Genomic DNA, 16,070 nt, shown 5'->3' with positions numbered 1-16,070 from the left:
GCGCCTGGCGCTGTCCCAGGTCCCGACGTCGGCGCCCATGACGACGGAGAAGGGGTTGCCAAGCCCGTTATGCGGATCGCGGATGTCGACGAAGGCCGAGCCGAACACGACGGAGGTCCGGTGCGGCAGCGTCACCGGCTGGCCCATAGGCATCGCGGCCGGGGGACGACGTCGCATCGGGCAGGAGGCTCGATGTGTACGTGCGGCTCATAGGTTTGGCCAGAGGATGAAGAGGGGGTAGGCACGCCGGCTGGGCCGGTCGCCGATCTCTTTGATCGCCGTACGGATCTCGTGCAGGTGCCTGGTGGTCATCTGCAGTGGGGGCTCGTCGGGCTGGTAGGTGGTGCGGATCGGGTAGTCCACGCCTGGCTGTCTGGTCATCTCGATGTGGCAGCCCAGCACATGGGTGACCGGTCGGCGGTCGGAGAAGTCGATCAGGCGGTCGATGGTCCGGGCGAAGGCTGACCAGTCCTGGATGTAGAGGCGGCCCGGGTAGACCGTGTCGCCGGTGAGCAGGAACCCGGTCCACCGGTCGTAGAACGTAACCGCCGCCTCGTGGTGGCCCGGGGTGGCCAGGCACTCCAACACGCGGCCTCCCAGGTCGACCTGTGTCACGGCGTCGGAATCCTTGCTGAACCCGAAGTACTCCCAGGCGGTGGCCAGATCCGCGCCGACCACCGTGGTATCGGGGCGGTCGGTGAACTGATCGTCGCCCGCGATGTGGTCACCATGCGGGTGGGTGTGCAGCACCAGCAGGTGGTACCCCTCCCGGGGATGGTGGGCGAGCCAGCCGGCGACGAGCTCATCGACCACCCGGCGCAAGGGGAAGAACTCGGCGGATACCGTGGCGCCGGTGTCGATCAACACCGCCCGTGCGTTTCCGAACAGCAGGAACAAGAACGGCGCCTCGTAGTTGATCGCCATGTTCTGCCGCAAGATGAAGGTGTGCTCGTCGTACGCGTGGACCTGGATGTCCGGATCGGTGTTGTGCTTGGCCGACGGTGAACCGTGAATCCACCGGACATCCAGCGCACAAGGCTGTGGAGTCACTCCAGTGAAATCGATCAGGGGTATGCCCGCATCCATGACGTCTCCTTCGAGTGTGTCGTCTTAGCAGGCCGGGTACGGCGCACATCTCGTCCGGGGCGAGCACTTGCGGGCTTCCACGGCGACAGTACCACGACAGCGATCACCTAATCTTCGCCGCCGTGGATCGTCTGGGTGCCTGTCGCCGCGGCAAAGCAGCGTCGGAGGATGACTTGGGATCATGGTTCATCGGGTCGCCCGTCGGGTCGACCAGGTCCAGGCGATCGGGAGGATGAGGGCGGCCACGGCAGCTCCGCACTGAGCGAGAGAGCCGTAGCCACCCATCGCCATGACGGGCCCGGGATGACTCCACCTCCAGCGGCGGCCGTGCCTATGCCGACCTCCCCATAGCCCTCGAGTCGTGGGCGCTGCCGGCTGGGGACGCCGCCGCCGGTGAGCAAGGCGCTTCCCGCGATCAGGGCGAGGTTCCATCTCATCTCATCGCTACGGCCAGGACGGCTGGGGAGCGTGCAGCGGCTGCGGCTGGTTAGGTCATGAAGGGGCTCGTGTTCGAGGTCCACTCTCTCCGTCGTATCGACGTCGCTCGACTCCAGCCGTCGCGTCGCCTGCGTTGCACGGTCAGCGTAACTGCGCGCGACGCTCGCCGGGGTGCCCGGACTGCGGCGCAGCCTGCTGATGCGCCCGGCCAAGCCCGGCGACCCGTACGTGTCGACCATGGAGTTCGACTCGGCCGAGAAATTCCGCGCCTGGATGAAGTCCGACTCCTTCAAGGCCGCTCACTCCGACGTCGACGCGCCCGGCATGCAGGCCCTCTCAGCGATCGAACTGTTCGATGTCCTGGAGGACTTCTCAGCTTGAACCATGCCCTGGCGACTGCGACGGTTCTAACTGGATCTGGCCCAGATCTCGTGGTTGTTTCGACCCCTGGAACATCAGCTTCTGTGATCATGACCCAGGGCCGAAGCGTCACCGACCAATGAGGTCGTTTGCCGGGATGACGCGACTGACCCGACGCCCGCATCGCCCGCCTTGCCACGTTCGGCTGGGTCACCTGCTACAAGGCGATTCGACGACCTCAGCGCCGGGCTCAACATGTGCTAGGACTGGCCACGTGAGCGACATGCCGTGCCAGTGGTTGCCGGGCCTACGCGCTCAGGGTGGCGGGCATGCGGCTGCGGCCTCCAGCGCCACCCTGGCCCTCGCCCGTCAGACGCTGGGAGACGGGCCGACGGGATGGGCGGTGGAGACGGCGGTGTGGATGACGCAGCAGGTCATCGAGCAGGTACCGGCCTACGGCGGCGGCCGGACGCCGTTCGAGACGTTGCGGCGCTCGGTGGAGTCGAGTGTGCTGGCAGCGCTGTCCGGGCTCTTCCTGGACGCCCGTCCCTCGCCGGAGCTGGTGCCTGTGGAGGCGGTGGAAGGCAACGCGGACCTGGTACATCGGGGGGTGCCACTGGACCTGGTGTTGCGCGGGGTGCGGATCGGGCACGCGTGCCTGCACCAGCGGCTGATGGACGCCATCGACGCCGAGCCGGAGCCGGTGCGGGTGACGGAGAGCCATCGGGTCAGCGAGTTGTTGTTCTCCTACGCCGATGTGCATGCCAGCCGGATGGCCGAGGAGTACATCGCCGAGCGGAACCGCTGGCAGGCCAGCACCGAGGCGGCGCGGTACCGGATCGTGGACGACATCGTGGCGGGACGGCGTATCGACCAGAAGACAGCCCAGCGCACGCTGGGCTACGAACTGGCCCGCCACCACTTGGCGTTCGTGGTCGTCGCTGACGAGCTCGATACTCCGTCCGAGATGCTGCGGCGCTTCGCGGGGGAGGTGGCGCGGGCGATGGACGGGCAGGGCGTACTGACGGTGCAGGCAGGGCCGTCGGATGTGTGGGCGTGGACGGGACGGCTCTCGGGTTCTGCTCACGAAGCAGGCGTTGAGGTGCCGGTGGGGCTGCGGCTGGCCGTCGGCCCTGTCGCGTACGGGGTGGCCGGGTTCCGGCGCAGCCATGTGGGCGCCAGAGAGGCTCAGGGGTTTCTGGGAGAGACCAGGTTGTGCCGCTATGCCGATATCCGGGTGCGGTCGTTGCTGGCTTCGAGCGAGGAGCGGGCGCGCTGGTTCGCCGAGGAGATGTTGGGGAGGCTGGCCGGCGGTGATGCGCGGCGGGCGGAGCTGCGCGAGACGTTGCGCGTCTACCTGGCCGCCGGCCGTAGCCCGCAACGCGCCGGTGAGATGCTGCACGTCTCACGCAACACTGTGGGCTATCGGATCAAGCGGGCCGAAGAGCTCCTCGGCCACCCGCTGCCGGACGACCTGCTGGAGCTGCGGCTGGCGCTGGAGATCGTCCGCACTTCGCGCCGGGCCGACTGAGCCCGCCCAGAGCCCACATGTCAGCGAAAATTTGGGCTTCCGGCACAAGCGGCAGGCGGCAGAGGCTTCGTTAAATCGGCGTAACAACCCGCTGACGAAGGAAAGCCCATGCGTGTTGCCAACCTCGCCGGCCGAGCTGTGCTCCTGACCGGCGACGGCGCGATCGATATCGAGAAGGCCGGCGGTGGCCGCTTCCCCTCCGACCTGCAGGCCCTGTTCGAGCGCTGGGACGAGCTGCGTTCCTGGAAGACCGATGCCACGCCCGTCCCGTTCGACGAGGCGGACCTGGAGGCGCCTGCCCCCGCCCCGCGCCAGGTGTTCGCAATCGGCGTGAACTACCGCGACCACGCCGAGGAGTCGGACATCGAGCCAGGGGCGAGGCCGCCGGTCTTCACCAAGTTCGTCTCCTGCCTGACGGGCCAGGACGCCATGGTCGCGCTGCCGCAGGGCGGGCTGACCGACTGGGAGGTCGAGCTGGTCGTGGTGATCGGCCGGCGTGCTCACAGGGTGGCCGCAGCCGACGCCTGGGGCCACGTGGCCGGGCTGACAGTGGGGCAGGACCTGTCCGAGCGGATCACGCAACTGTCGCTGCCACAGGCGCAGCAGTTCTCCCTGGGCAAATCGTTTCCGGGCTTCGGCCCGATGGGACCGTGGCTGGTCACTCCGGACGAGTTCGCGAACCCCGACGACCTGGAGATCTCCTGCTACCTGGACGGTGAGCGCATGCAGCACGCCCGCACCAGCCAGATGATCTTCGGTGCGCCCGAGCTGATCGAGAAGCTCTCGGCCGTGACCCCGCTACTGCCCGGCGATGTGATCTTCACCGGCACCCCGGGCGGCATCGGCGGCACCCGCACTCCGGCCCGCTTCCTGGCGCCGGGTGAGCACCTGCACTCCACGATCGAGGGCATCGGCACACTCCGCACCACCTTCACGGGAGCCTGACATGGCGCTGCACCGCCTGACCCGCATCACCATCGGCGTCCCGAACATCGCCGAGACCGCCGCCTACTACGCCGACTTCGGTCTCGCACAGATCGGCGAGCACACCTTCGCCACCGCCGACGGCGGCGAGCAGCTGCAGCTAGTCCACGCGCCCACCCGCCGCCTGGTCGAGCTGGGCGTCGGCGTGGACGACCCCGACGACCTCGCCCGGATGAAGGCGAGCCTGGCCCGGCTGGACCTGGCGCTGGACGCCGACGGCCGGGTGAGCGACCCGGGCACGAACGTCCGCGTCCGAGTGTCGATCGCCGACCGGATCACCCGTCCGGCCGAGCCCGCCCCGGTCTACAACGGGCCCGGCCGCGCAGACCGGATCGACGCCCGCGCCCCGGGCGTGCTGCGCGAGCAGCCGGTACGCCCCCGCAAGCTCGGCCACGTGGTGCTCGGCTCCACCGACCAGGAGGCCAGCCAGCGCTTCTTCACCGAGGGCATCGGGTTCAAGGTCAGCGACGAGGTGCCCGGCATCGCCGCATTCCTGCGCTGCTCGACCGACCACCACAACGTGCTCGTCCAGCCGGCGCCCGTGCCGTACCTGCACCACACCTCCTGGGAGGTCGAGGACGTCGACGAGATCGGCCGCGGCGCCCACCACATGCTGGAAGGCCATCCCGAACGGCACGTGTGGGGGCTCGGGCGGCACCACATCGGCTCGAACTTCTTCTGGTACCTCAAGGACCCGGCGGGCAACTTCTCGGAGTACTACAGCGACCTGGACTGCGTGGTGGACGAGGCGATCTGGAAGCCCGAAGTGTTCTCCGACATGCGCATCCTCTACAGCTGGGGGCCGCCGGTGCCGCCGTCGTTCATCGAGCCCGAGGACCTGGCCGCACTGATGGCGGGAGCGCACAGCGCATGAGCCACCACACCGACGGCGACCGGCCGCTGGTGCTGGTCCCCGAAGACCTGCCGCTGGTGGAGGCGGTGCCGCTGACTGAGCGGAAACTGCCCGCCTCCACCTACCACCTCCTGGCCCGTACCGCCGCCGCCAACCCTGACGCCCCTGCCCTGCACCTGCTGGGCGAGGGCGCGGAGATGACGTGGAACTACGGTGAGTTGCTGCGACGCGTGCACCAGGCCGCGAATCTCTACGCGTCCCTGGGACTGACGCCCGGCGGGACGGTGGGTCTGCTGCTGCCCAACAGCGGCCACACCTACGCCGCGCTGCTGGGCGCCCAGGCCATCGGAGTGGCCAACCCGGTCAACCCGATGCTCGCCGATCACCGCATCATCGACATCTTCACCCTTACCCGTGCCGAGATCCTGGTGGTCGCCGGCTCGGCGATGCTGCCAGGACTGTGGGAGAAGACGCTACGCGTGGCCGAAGGGCTGCCGGGACTGCGGGCGCTGCTGATCGTGGGCGGTAACGCCTCCATCGACGCCGCCCACGCTCCGGCGAAGGTGCGGGGCGGCGACTTCGAGCGACTGGCCGCCGACCAGCCCGGCGACCGCCTGATCACCTCGCACCGGCCTCAGCCCCAGGATCTCGCCGCGTACTTCCACACCGGCGGCACCACCGGCACGCCCAAGGTCGCCCCGCACACGCACGCCATGGAGGTCTACATGGCCTGGGCGCTCGGCTGCTCGGGAGCCTACGCGGGCGGCGACGGGGTGGCGCTGGCGGGGCTGCCGCTGTTCCACGTCAACGCGGTGCACGTCACCGGGCTGGCGCCGTTCATGCACGGCGCCGCCGTGGTCAGCCTCGGCCCGCTCGGCTACCGCGACAAACAGCTCATGGCGGACTTCTGGCGGATCATCGAGCGCTACCGGGTCACCGCGTTCTCGGCCGTCCCGACTGTGTACGCGACCCTGCCACCGCTGCCCGACGGGGTGGACATCTCCAGCCTGCGCGCCGGCGCGGTCGGCGCCGCGCCGCTGCCCGCCCGGGTCCGCGCCGGATTCGAACAGGAGGTCAAGGTGCCCATGCTGGAGGGGTATGGGCTGACCGAGGCTACCTGCGCCAGCGCCGCCACCCCGGCCTTCGCGCCCCGGGCCGGGTCGGTCGGGCTGCGGCTGCCGTACCAGCGGATCAAGGCCGTCACCGTGGACGCCGCCGACCATCCCACCGGTGACTGCCCACCCGGCCAGGGCGGGGTGCTGGCCATCAGCGGCCCGGCCGTTTTCCCCGGCTACCTCGGCCCCGGCGGTCCCGACCCCACTGACAAGATCTTCGACGGCTGGCTGCTCACCGGCGACCTCGGCCACGTGGACGAAGAAGGCTACGTCTACCTGACCGGACGCGCCAAGGACCTCATCATCCGTGGCGGCCACAACCTCGACCCGCGGCCCATCGAGGAATCCCTGCTGGCGCACCCGCATGTCTCGGGCGCGGCCGTGGTCGGCCGCCCCGACGCGCATTCCGGTGAGGTGCCGGTCGCCTACGTCACAGTCACCGGCGTCGTCACCGAGGCCGATTTGCTGACCTGGGCGCGAGAGCACGCTTCTGAGCCCGCCGCCGCGCCCAAGGCCGTCCACGTCGTCGAATCGCTGCCGACGACCTCGGTCGGCAAGCTGTTCAAGCCCGAGCTGGTCGCCGACTCCATCCGCCGCCTCCTGGCCGGGATCGCTCCCGGCGCCCAGGCCGAGGTGGTGCTGGAGGATGGCCGGCCGACCGTGCTGATCGGCGCGGACCCGGAGTTGGCCGCCACCCTCGATCGCCACAACATCGCCCATCGGATGGTGTCCTCATGATCGACCAGCCCGTCCGCGATCTTCTCGACCGGCAACTCACCGGCGTCCTGGCCACCACCCGGCCCGACGGCACCGCTCGCCAATCAGTGGTCTACTTCGCCCTGGACGGTGACCGCCTGCTCATCTCCACTGAACCGGGTCGGGCCAAGGCCAGGGATGTGGCCCGCACCGGCCGCGCCTCGCTGTGCGTGATGGGCGGCGCGGCCCCCTATCCGTCGGCGACCTTGGAGGGCGGCGCACGCGTCCGCACCGAGGACATTGGTGGCGACACCGCTCTCGTCTGGTCCCGGATCGGCGACCGGCCGGTGGAGCCGGTGAGCGACTCGGACCTGGCCACCATGAACCGGGTGATCCTGGAGATCATCGTCGAGCGTGTGTACGGCACCAGTTACTTGGATCAGGGAGAAACAACGTGAGCGGTCGTATCGACGTCCATCAGCACATGGTTCATGAGCGGTACGCGCGCTGGCTGCGCTCGCACGGCGTCGACGCGCCGGGCGGTCGGCCATTGCCGTCGTGGAGTCCGCACGAGGCGCTCGAGTTCATGGACCGCCAGGGCATCGCCACCGGCATCCTGTCGCTGACGACGCCGGGGGCCTACCTCGATGACGGCGCCGACGCCGCCTACGTGGCCCGGGAATCCAACGAGTTCGTCGCCGGGGTGGTGAAGGAGCATCCCGGCAGGTTCGGGTTCTTAGCCACGCTCACCCTGCCGGGCGTGAGGGCCGCCATCATCGAGGCCGCCCACGCCTTGGATGAGCTGGCCGCCGACGGGGTAATGCTCCTGGCCAACAGCGATGGCGCCTACCTGGGCGATCCGGCCTTCGACCCGCTCATGGCCGCCCTCGACGAGCGCGCCGCCATCGTCTTCGTCCACCCTGCCCAACTGCCCGGCCCGCCGGTAGAAGGCATCCCGCCGTTCGCCGCCGACTTCCTGCTCGACACCACCCGCGCGGCGTTCAGCTTGGTCAAGCACGACGTGCCGCGGCGCTTCCCGCGCATCCGGTTCATCCTCTCCCACGCCGGCGGGTTCGTCCCCTACGCCGCCCACCGCCTGGCGCTTACCGTCTTCAACGACACCGGCCGCGACCCCAATCAGGTCCTTGAGGACCTGTCCGGCTTCTACTTCGACACCGCCCTGTCGGCCAGCCCTGCCGCGCTGCCCTCCCTGCTGGCCTTCGCCAAGCCCGGCCACGTCCTGTACGGCAGCGACTGGCCCTTCGCCCCCGAACTCGCCGTCGCCTACTTCAACACCTGGGCCACCGACGAGGCGATCAACCACGGCAACGCCCGCAGGCTGTTCCCCCGCCTGAAGGAGGCACCCCGTGCATGACGTGCTCATCGTGGGCGGCGGCGGTGCCGGCCTGACCGCCTCCATGCTGCTGTCCCAGCTCGGCGTCGACCACCTGCTCATCAGCGCGCTGCCGACCACCTCCGTGCTGCCCAAGGCGCACGTGCTCAACCAACGCACCATGGAGATCCTCGCCGACCTCGGCCTCGCCGAGACCATCTACCAGCGCGGCACCCCGCCCGAGCAGATGCGCTACTCCGGCTGGTACGCCGGCCTCGCAGGCCCTACGGAGGACTACGGCCGCCGCTTCGGCCTGGTCGAGTCGTGGGGCTGCGGCGGCCTGTCGGACGACTGGGCCGCCGCCAGCCCGCAGCGCCAGACCAACCTGCCCCAGATCCGGCTGGAGCCCATCCTCAAGGCCCGAGCCGAGGAACTCGCGCCCGGTCGCATCCGCTTCGGCCACGAACTGGTCACCTTCACCACCGACGCCGATGGCGTCACCGCCACCATCCTCGACCGAGACAGCGGCCAGACGTATGAGGTGCGCGCCCGCTACCTGCTGGCCTGCGACGGCGGCCGGACCATCGGCCGCCATCTGGGCATCGTCATGGAGGGCGCCCGCGACCTGGCCCGCATCGCCACCGTCCACCTGAGCGCCGACCTGTCCGCCTACGCCCGCGACCCCGAGGTACTCATCCGCTGGCTGACCCTCCCGCACACCGGCGGCGGCGCCACCATGGTGCCCATGGGCCCCGACCATTGGGGCCCCGACAGCGAAGAATGGGTCGTCCACCTCAATTACGCCACCGACGACCCGCGCGGCCTCGACGACAACCAGGTGATCACCGACCTGCGCACCGCCCTCGGCCTGCCCGACCACCCGCTCACCGTGCACCTGATCACCCGCTGGTCGATCGAGGGCGTGGTCGCTGACCGCTTCCGCGACGGGCGAGTCTTCCTGCTCGGCGACGCCGCCCACCGCCACCCGCCCACCGGTGGCCTCGGCCTGAACTCCGCCATCCAGGACGCGCACAACCTCGCCTGGAAGCTCGCCGCCGTCCTGCACGGCCACGCCCACGAGCGACTGCTGGACACCTACGAGCCCGAACGCAAGCCCGTCACCGCCCGCAACGTGCAACGCTCGGTCGAGAACGCCCTCAACCACATCGTCGCCACCCAGGCCGCAGGCATCACCCCCGGCGCCGACCCGGAGACGAACTGGCGGCAACTGCGCCGCCTGTGGAGCGGCCTGCCCGAGGACGCCGAGCACGCCCGCGCCGTCCACCGCGCCATCGCCAGCCAGTCCATGGAGTTCAACGAGCACAACATCGAGTACGGCTACACCTACCCCTCGGCCACCTCGGCCGCCGTCGTCGACGACGGCACCCCCGAACCCGCCAACCCCGATCCCATCCGCCTCTACCAGTCCTGCGCCCGGCCCGGCCACCCGCTGCCGCACGCCTGGCTGGAGGACGACCACGGACGGCGGCTGTCCACGCACGACCTGGTCCGGCCCGGCAGATTCCTGCTCATCGCGGGCGAGGACGGCCAGGACTGGTGTGACGCCGCCACCAAGCTCGCCGGCGCCTGGCCGCTCGACGTCGTCCACGTCGGCCACCTGGACGGCGACCTGCTCGACCCCCGCTCCACTTGGACCCGCCACCGCGGCCACGGACCGGCCGGCGCGGTTCTCATCCGCCCCGACCGATGCATCGCCTGGCGCGCTCAGCAACCCGCCGACGCGCCGGCCCAGCTGTCCCAAGCCCTGCAGTCGATCCTCGGAGGGGTCCGATGACCCGCCTCGGCTTCCCCTCGTAACGTGGAAACCGAACCGGGAGAGGTTTGGTCGTGGCTGGAACCACGAGGCGGCGCTTTGATCCGGAGTTCCGGGCCGGGGCGGTGAGGATTGTCAGGGAGACCGGCAAGGGATCTGGGTATCAACGAGTACACGCTGTACAACTGGGTGCAGATGGACCGGCTCGTCTTCTCCACATCCATCGGCACCCGCTGGAACCGGGGAACCTCAGTACTCGGTGGCGCAGGGCAAGGACAGAGGCCGGCCTCGACTGGTTGCGGCTGCACGATCTGCGGCACGCCTGCGCGTCCTACTTGCTGGCCTGCGGCGCCTCGCCTCGAACCGTCATGAAGACACTCGGCCACAGCCAGATCGCGCTGACCATGAACACGTACGCCCACGTGCTTTTCGACATCGAACGGGCGGCGGTCGACGCGGTCGCCAAGCAGTTCTTCGGATGACCTTCAGAACGACCAAGGGCCGGACTCCCATCAGCGGGATTCCGGCCCTCTCGGCTGTAAAAGCTGGCTGTACGACCCCAGTCAACAAGATCGACACAAGGTGTTTTGCCTGGTAGGGCGCCCGGGGCTCGAACCCGGAACCTACGGATTAAAAGTCCGCAGCTCTGCCAATTGAGCTAACGCCCCTAGCTACAGCAAGGGTACCGAGATTACCGTCCTGTCCGCGACGCCTCCATCATCGGTAGGCGGCCAGCCCGGTCAGCGCTTCCCCCAGCACCAGTGTGTGGATCTCCTGCGTCCCTTCGTACGTCAGCACACTCTCCAGGTTGTTCATGTGCCTGATCACAGGGTACTCCAGGGTGATCCCGTTCCCGCCCAGGATGGATCGGGCCTGGCGAGCGATGTCGAGGGCGGCGCGTACGTTGGCCAGCTTGCCGAAGCTGATCTGCCGGGGTTCGAGGCGGCCCGCGTCCTTCAGCTCGCCCAGGTGCAGGGCGGTGAGCTGGGCCTGGGCGGCGCCGACGTACATCCAGGCGAGTTTCTCCTGCGTCAGCTGGAACGCGCCGATCGGCTTGTCGAACTGGACGCGGGTCTTCGCGTAGTCGACGGCCGACTCGAGGCAGGCGCGGGCGGCGCCGACGACGCCCCAGACGATGCCGTAGCGGGCTTCCGAGAGGCACGACAGCGGGCCCTTGAGGCCGGTGACTCCGGGCAGGGCGGCGGAGGCGGGCAGGCGGAGGTCGTCGAAGTAGAGGGAGGAGGTGACGGAGGCTCTCAGGGAGAGCTTCTTGTGGATCTCGGGGGCGGTGAAGCCGGGGGTGGAGGTGGGGACGACGAAGCCGCGTACGCCTTCGTCGGTCTGGGCCCAGACCACGGCGACCTCGGCGATCGAGCCGTTGGTGATCCACATCTTGGAGCCGTTGAGGATCCAGTCGGATCCGTCCTTCTTGGCGTACGTGCGCATGTTGGCGGGGTCGGAGCCGTGGTCCGGTTCGGTGAGGCCGAAGCAGCCGATCGCCTCGCCGGCGGCCATCCGGGGCAGCCACTCCTCTTTCTGCTCTTCCGAGCCGTATCGCCAGATCGGGAACATCGCCAGCGAACCCTGGACGGACACGAACGATCGGAGCCCGGAGTCACCCGCTTCCAGCTCGCGGCAGGCCACGCCGTACGACACCGCGTCCGTGCCGGCGCAGCCGTAACCCTCCAGGTGCATGCCGAGCACGCCCAGCGATCCGAGCGCGGGCGCGAGCTCGCGCGCGGGGAAGGCGGCCTCCTCGAACCAGTCGCCCACGTGCGGGAGGACGCGGTCGGACACGAAGGACTTGACGGTGTCGCGGATCAGCCGCTGATCTGCGTTGAGCCGGTCGTCCAGGCGCAGCAGGTCGTCCATCGCAGAGGTCCTCTCGTCGCGTAAGGGACTACCAGGGTTCTACCAGGGAGAATCCGGATGTGCTATCACCGGCCCCCAGGGCAGTCTTGAGGCATGAGCGATTACGACAACGTCAAGAAGCTGCGCAGGACTCACAAGGGCCGGATCGTCGCGGGTGTCTGCGCGGGCGTCGGCGAGTACGTCGGGATCGACGCCAACATGGTACGGATCGCGCTGGCGATCGCGACGCTGTTCGGCGGGCTGGGCGTCGGCGTGTACGTGATCGGCTGGCTCCTCATCCCCGACGAGCAGGCCGAGACCTCGATCGTCCAGGACCTGGTCAACAAGCAGCAGAACCGGAGCACGCACACCGACTGGAACAGCGGCGAGCACAAGCCCCAGCCGTGATCATGACGGCGCGCGGGCCTTACCAAGAGACTCGGTCCAGACCATGGCGAGCACGGCGGCGCTGACCATCCCGGTCACCCCGGCCAGCGCGACCACCGGCTCGGGGCCGAGTCTCTCCGCCGCGAACCCGCCGACCAGAATTCCGATCCCCTGTACGGCCATCAACCCCGACTGGACGAGGCCGAACGCCTGGGCACGCCGTTCGGCCGGTACGTTCTGGACGAAAGCGGCGTTGGCCGCGAGCTGGTAGGCCCCGCCGATGCCCGACAACGCCCATGCCGCGAGGACCACGGCCAGCGGGGGTCGCAGCGCGGTCACGATCAGGGGTGCGCAGCTGAGCATGGCCATCCACCCCATGAGCCGCAGCCGCCGCGGCGGCGACACGAACCTGCTGAACAGGAACGCCCCCACGACGGTCCCGGCGGGCATGGCGGCCATCAGCAGCCCGGTGATCACCGGAATCGGCAGGGTTCCGGTGTGGAGCGTGGCCGCGTACGGTGCGGCGAGGCCCTCCGGCAGGATGTAGAAGCCGCACAACCAGGCGAACAGGACGATCGTCCGCAGTTTCTTCGACCCGAACACGAGCCGGGCTCCGGCCACGGTCATGGTCCACATGGACGGCTTGCCGCTCTCATCGTGGGCGGCGGGGCGGCGGTGCACGCCGGAGGCCAGGATCAACGCGGATCCGAGGAACGTCGCGGCGTCGAGGGCGAGCGCGCGGTAGGGGCCCATGGCCGCGATCATGGCTCCGCCGGCCGCGAAACCGAGCATCTGGACGGCCTGGTTCGTCATGTTCTGTAGGGCCGAGCCGATGACGTACATGTCGCCTTCGAGCACCTCGGGCAGCAGCGCCGCCCGCGCCGCCGAGAACGGCGCGCTGAGCAGCACCACGAGGAACACCAGCGCGCACAGCGCCCAGAACGGCATGCCGGGCACGGCCATCGCGGCCACCAGTGCGGCCCTGATCAGGTCGCAGGCCAGCATGACGCCTCTGCGTGCGAACCGGTCGGCCAGGCCGGCCAGCAGCGGCCCGCCTACGATCGAGGGCAGGTAGGTCAGCGCGTAGACGGCGGCGGTGGCCAGCGCCGATTGGGTGCGGTCGTAGACGAGCACCGCGAGCGCGACCTGGGCGAGCTGGTCTCCGAGGAGCGAAAGGCCCTGGCCGTACCAGAGTGCCCGGAATTCTTTGATCGCGATGACTTCGCGATAGGTGACTTGTCGTCCTTCGGCACGCCGATGTCGTCCTGGCAGTTGTCGCGCCCGCATGGCCCCCATTGGACTCCGCTGTGCCTGACTCACTGTGTTCGGTATGTCACCTAAGGTTGCCGAACGCAAGGGCAAGCCGCAACCCAAAGAAGTCAACCGGAAGCAAAGGGTTACCAGCCGAGCTCGTGCAGCCGCGCGTCGTCGATGCCGAAGTGGTGCCCGATCTCATGGACGACCGTGATGCGTACTTCGTCGATCACGTCCTCTTCCGTATCGCAGATCTGGCATATCGCATTGCGGTAGATCTCGATCCGGTCGGGAAGAACGGCCGAGTACCAGTCGCCACGTTCCGTCAGGGGGATCCCGGTGTACAGGCCGAGCAGGTTGGGCTCTGGTGGATCGTCGACGACCGTGACGACGACGTTGCTCATGGTGCGTGCGAGGTCTGAGGGGATCGTGTCCAATGCCTCGGCCACGAGTTCCTCGAACTTCTCCCGGGTTACCTCGATCACACTTGCCATTGTGCCCCGTCTGTCGGGTATGCAAGAAACGGTATGAAGTTCGTCCACTGGTCAAAGGCAGCCATCCGGTCGAGGGCCTCGAAAGCCGTCGCGGTGCTCTTTGTCGCCGCTGTGGGCGCCTGGCTGGGCATCTTCTTCAGTGGCACCGTACGCGCCGAGATCGGTCCCGTGGAAACGGGCATGTCGCTGCGGCCGGCGTGGAGCGGCGAGACGGTCGTGGACGCCAGCCCGCTCGGCACCCTCACGTTCCGTACGCACGCGGCCCCGCTCAGGCTGCGCATCACCCTCGAGAACATCGACCAGGACCGCGCCCGGGCCCTCCTCGAGGACCCCCGGCTGGCCGACCGCCTGCCGGCGCTGATCGAGTCCGACCTGCTGGACGGCGTGCGCGCGCTGGTCATCCGCTCCCTGCTGTGCGCGGGCGCGGGGGCGCTGGTGGCGGTCCTGATGGTGTTCAGGAGGCCCCGCGTGGCGCTCGTGGGGTTGCTGGCCGCCTCCGTGGCGCTCGCCGGCACGGGAGCGCTCGCCGCGCTCACCTTCCGCCCGAACTCGCTCGTCGAGCCGCGCTACTCGGGCCTGGTCGCCGCGGCGCCGTCCCTCGTGGGCAGCGCCGAGTCGATCGTGACGCGTTTCGAGTCGTACCGGTCGCAGCTCACAAAACTGGTGACGAACGTCTCCAAGCTCTACGACACGGTCTCAACCCTGCCGCTGTACGACGCTGACCCTAAAACCATTCGAGTCCTCCACGTCTCGGACATCCATATCAACCCCATCGCCTGGAACGTCATCAGGTCGCTCAAGGACCAGTTCGCCGTGGACATGATCATCGATACGGGCGACATCTCGGACCACGGCACCAAGGCCGAGAACAAATTCGTCAACGAGATCGGCCGGCTCGGGCTCCCGTACGTTTTCGTCCGCGGCAACCACGACTCGATGACCACCCAGAAGGCGGTCGCGAAGCAGAAGAACGCCATCGTCCTGGACGACAAGTCCAAAACCGTCGAAGGACTGACCATCTACGGCCTGGGCGATCCCCGCTTCACTCCGGACAAATCCGTGCCCGTCTCCGCGAAGCCCGGCACCCTCGACGAATATGCCCGCTCCCACCTGCCCAACGTCGGCGAGCCGGACCTGATCGCCGTACACGACCCCGATGTGGCCGAGGGCTTCTCCGGAGCCGCCCCCATGATCCTGGCCGGCCACACCCATGACCGCAGGACCAAGATGTTCCGCTCCGGCACCCGCATGCTCGTCCAGGGCTCCACGGGAGGCGCCGGCCTGCGCGCTCTCGAACACGCCCAGCCGACCCCGGTCCAGGCGTCGGTGCTGTACTTCGACAAGGAGACGAAACGCCTGCAAGCCTGGGACGACATCACGCTCGGCGGGCTGGGGGAGCAGTCGGTCTACATCCAACGTCACGTGGAGGCCGACCCAGACCGTATGATTTCTCCAGAGCCGACGAACGCCCCGTCGCCAACGGGATCCGTCACTGGCTCGCAGACGCCGACCGCCGGTTCGCCGCTTTGGCATCAGGGGCAATCGTCCCCTATGCTTCAGAGGTCTCCGACGGAAGGCGACAGGGAATCCTGAGCCCCCATCGTCTAGCGGCCTAGGACACCGCCCTTTCAAGGCGGCGGCACGGGTTCGAATCCCGTTGGGGGCACAGCGAGCGCCTGGCAACACCGGAAAAACGGCTGGTCGAGGATCACCGGAAAGCTGGTAAGCTAAGCGAGCGCAAACAGCAAGAAACGCAAGGTCCTGTAGAGCAGTTTGGAGTGCTCGCCACCCTGTCAAGGTGGAGGTCGCGGGTTCAAGTCCCGTCAGGACCGCTCTGGGTCAGGTAGCTCAGTTGGTACGAGCGTCCGCCTGAAAAGCGGAAGGTCGGCGGTTCGACCCCGCCCCTGACCACCT

15 protein-coding genes, 4 tRNA genes and 1 riboswitch are annotated in these 16,070 nt (G+C 68.7%); of the genes, 14 read left to right on the top strand and 5 right to left on the bottom strand.

Annotation, left to right across the window (positions count from 1 at the left end; all coding sequences use genetic code 11):
* Positions 1 to 207: 207 nt before the first annotated feature.
* Entirely contained in the window at positions 208 to 1,086 is an 879-nt protein-coding gene (locus tag ACTWPV_RS43190) for an MBL fold metallo-hydrolase (protein ID WP_443156215.1), read from the bottom strand.
* Between the two features lie 13 nt (positions 1,087 to 1,099).
* Positions 1,100 to 1,167, bottom strand: a riboswitch (guanidine-III (ykkC-III) riboswitch).
* 507 nt (positions 1,168 to 1,674) lie between these two features.
* Here ACTWPV_RS43190 and ACTWPV_RS43185 point away from each other — a divergent pair.
* The 9 genes from ACTWPV_RS43185 (at position 1,675) to ACTWPV_RS43145 (ending at position 10,652) form a co-directional block, all read left to right on the top strand.
* A complete protein-coding gene (locus ACTWPV_RS43185) occupies positions 1,675 to 1,905 on the top strand; it encodes an antibiotic biosynthesis monooxygenase family protein (RefSeq protein WP_443156266.1) in 231 nt (76 codons plus the stop codon).
* A 262-nt stretch (positions 1,906 to 2,167) separates the two neighbouring features.
* Positions 2,168 to 3,415, top strand: coding sequence for a PucR family transcriptional regulator (locus ACTWPV_RS43180; protein WP_443156265.1), 1,248 nt, complete (start codon positions 2,168 to 2,170; stop codon positions 3,413 to 3,415).
* Between the two features lie 108 nt (positions 3,416 to 3,523).
* Positions 3,524 to 4,360, top strand: coding sequence for a fumarylacetoacetate hydrolase family protein (locus ACTWPV_RS43175; RefSeq protein WP_443156214.1), 837 nt, complete (start codon positions 3,524 to 3,526; stop codon positions 4,358 to 4,360).
* A gap of 1 nt (position 4,361) precedes the next feature.
* Positions 4,362 to 5,273 (top strand): VOC family protein, encoded by a 912-nt coding sequence (locus ACTWPV_RS43170; protein ID WP_443156213.1) that lies wholly within the window; start codon positions 4,362 to 4,364, stop codon positions 5,271 to 5,273.
* Positions 5,270 to 7,105, top strand: coding sequence for an acyl-CoA synthetase (locus tag ACTWPV_RS43165; RefSeq protein WP_443156212.1), 1,836 nt, complete (start codon positions 5,270 to 5,272; stop codon positions 7,103 to 7,105). Before ACTWPV_RS43170 ends, ACTWPV_RS43165 begins: the two co-directional genes overlap by 4 nt.
* On the top strand, positions 7,102 to 7,521 hold the full coding sequence (locus tag ACTWPV_RS43160; protein ID WP_443156211.1) for a TIGR03618 family F420-dependent PPOX class oxidoreductase: 420 nt from the start codon (positions 7,102 to 7,104) through the stop codon (positions 7,519 to 7,521). Before ACTWPV_RS43165 ends, ACTWPV_RS43160 begins: the two co-directional genes overlap by 4 nt.
* Positions 7,518 to 8,438 carry an amidohydrolase family protein gene (locus ACTWPV_RS43155; RefSeq protein WP_443156210.1) on the top strand — a complete coding sequence of 307 codons (921 nt, stop codon included), beginning with the start codon at positions 7,518 to 7,520 and terminating at the stop codon, positions 8,436 to 8,438. Before ACTWPV_RS43160 ends, ACTWPV_RS43155 begins: the two co-directional genes overlap by 4 nt.
* Positions 8,431 to 10,191 (top strand): FAD-dependent monooxygenase, encoded by a 1,761-nt coding sequence (locus ACTWPV_RS43150; protein ID WP_443156209.1) that lies wholly within the window; start codon positions 8,431 to 8,433, stop codon positions 10,189 to 10,191. Before ACTWPV_RS43155 ends, ACTWPV_RS43150 begins: the two co-directional genes overlap by 8 nt.
* A gap of 53 nt (positions 10,192 to 10,244) precedes the next feature.
* Entirely contained in the window at positions 10,245 to 10,652 is a 408-nt protein-coding gene (locus ACTWPV_RS43145) for a tyrosine-type recombinase/integrase (protein ID WP_443156208.1), read from the top strand.
* 110 nt (positions 10,653 to 10,762) lie between these two features.
* On the opposite strand, the gene ACTWPV_RS43140 is transcribed toward ACTWPV_RS43145, so the two are convergent.
* Positions 10,763 to 10,838 (bottom strand) — tRNA-Lys (locus tag ACTWPV_RS43140).
* A 49-nt stretch (positions 10,839 to 10,887) separates the two neighbouring features.
* Positions 10,888 to 12,042, bottom strand: a complete 1,155-nt coding sequence (locus ACTWPV_RS43135) for an acyl-CoA dehydrogenase family protein (protein WP_443156207.1) — start codon at positions 12,040 to 12,042, stop codon at positions 10,888 to 10,890.
* Between the two features lie 93 nt (positions 12,043 to 12,135).
* Here ACTWPV_RS43135 and ACTWPV_RS43130 point away from each other — a divergent pair, with 93 nt between their 5' ends.
* Positions 12,136 to 12,429 carry a PspC domain-containing protein gene (locus ACTWPV_RS43130; protein WP_347650166.1) on the top strand — a complete coding sequence of 98 codons (294 nt, stop codon included), beginning with the start codon at positions 12,136 to 12,138 and terminating at the stop codon, positions 12,427 to 12,429.
* On the opposite strand, the gene ACTWPV_RS43125 is transcribed toward ACTWPV_RS43130, so the two are convergent.
* Positions 12,430 to 13,695 carry an MFS transporter gene (locus ACTWPV_RS43125; protein ID WP_443156206.1) on the bottom strand — a complete coding sequence of 422 codons (1,266 nt, stop codon included), beginning with the start codon at positions 13,693 to 13,695 and terminating at the stop codon, positions 12,430 to 12,432.
* Between the two features lie 110 nt (positions 13,696 to 13,805).
* Positions 13,806 to 14,156, bottom strand: a complete 351-nt coding sequence (locus ACTWPV_RS43120; RefSeq protein WP_425465278.1) for a metallopeptidase family protein — start codon at positions 14,154 to 14,156, stop codon at positions 13,806 to 13,808.
* A 93-nt stretch (positions 14,157 to 14,249) separates the two neighbouring features.
* Between ACTWPV_RS43120 and ACTWPV_RS43115 the strand changes: the two genes are divergently transcribed.
* From ACTWPV_RS43115 to ACTWPV_RS43100, 4 genes are all read left to right on the top strand, one after another.
* Positions 14,250 to 15,749 (top strand): metallophosphoesterase family protein, encoded by a 1,500-nt coding sequence (locus ACTWPV_RS43115; protein ID WP_443156205.1) that lies wholly within the window; start codon positions 14,250 to 14,252, stop codon positions 15,747 to 15,749.
* Positions 15,750 to 15,822: transfer RNA gene (locus ACTWPV_RS43110), tRNA-Glu, on the top strand.
* A gap of 91 nt (positions 15,823 to 15,913) precedes the next feature.
* Positions 15,914 to 15,988: transfer RNA gene (locus ACTWPV_RS43105), tRNA-Asp, on the top strand.
* A 5-nt stretch (positions 15,989 to 15,993) separates the two neighbouring features.
* Positions 15,994 to 16,067: transfer RNA gene (locus ACTWPV_RS43100), tRNA-Phe, on the top strand.
* Positions 16,068 to 16,070 lie beyond the last annotated feature (3 nt).

It is taken from the genome of Nonomuraea sp. KM88 (assembly GCF_052245635.1).
GTDB lineage: Bacteria > Actinomycetota > Actinomycetes > Streptosporangiales > Streptosporangiaceae > Nonomuraea.
Note: the sequence above shows the minus strand (reverse complement) of the source record. Positions and strands in the feature narration are given on the sequence as shown.

Excerpts from the sequence above, each read along its gene's own strand:
- ACTWPV_RS43190 (WP_443156215.1), bottom strand. The coding sequence starts at position 1,086 with ATGGATGCGGGCATACCCCTGATCGATTTCACTGGAGTGACTCCACAG.
- ACTWPV_RS43175 (WP_443156214.1), top strand. The coding sequence starts at position 3,524 with ATGCGTGTTGCCAACCTCGCCGGCCGAGCTGTGCTCCTGACCGGCGAC.
- ACTWPV_RS43135 (WP_443156207.1), bottom strand. The coding sequence starts at position 12,042 with ATGGACGACCTGCTGCGCCTGGACGACCGGCTCAACGCAGATCAGCGG.
- ACTWPV_RS43180 (WP_443156265.1), top strand. The coding sequence starts at position 2,168 with ATGCCGTGCCAGTGGTTGCCGGGCCTACGCGCTCAGGGTGGCGGGCAT.
- ACTWPV_RS43120 (WP_425465278.1), bottom strand. The coding sequence starts at position 14,156 with ATGGCAAGTGTGATCGAGGTAACCCGGGAGAAGTTCGAGGAACTCGTG.
- ACTWPV_RS43125 (WP_443156206.1), bottom strand. The coding sequence starts at position 13,695 with ATGCGGGCGCGACAACTGCCAGGACGACATCGGCGTGCCGAAGGACGA.
- ACTWPV_RS43160 (WP_443156211.1), top strand. The coding sequence starts at position 7,102 with ATGATCGACCAGCCCGTCCGCGATCTTCTCGACCGGCAACTCACCGGC.
- ACTWPV_RS43130 (WP_347650166.1), top strand. The coding sequence starts at position 12,136 with ATGAGCGATTACGACAACGTCAAGAAGCTGCGCAGGACTCACAAGGGC.
- ACTWPV_RS43165 (WP_443156212.1), top strand. The coding sequence starts at position 5,270 with ATGAGCCACCACACCGACGGCGACCGGCCGCTGGTGCTGGTCCCCGAA.
- ACTWPV_RS43170 (WP_443156213.1), top strand. The coding sequence starts at position 4,362 with ATGGCGCTGCACCGCCTGACCCGCATCACCATCGGCGTCCCGAACATC.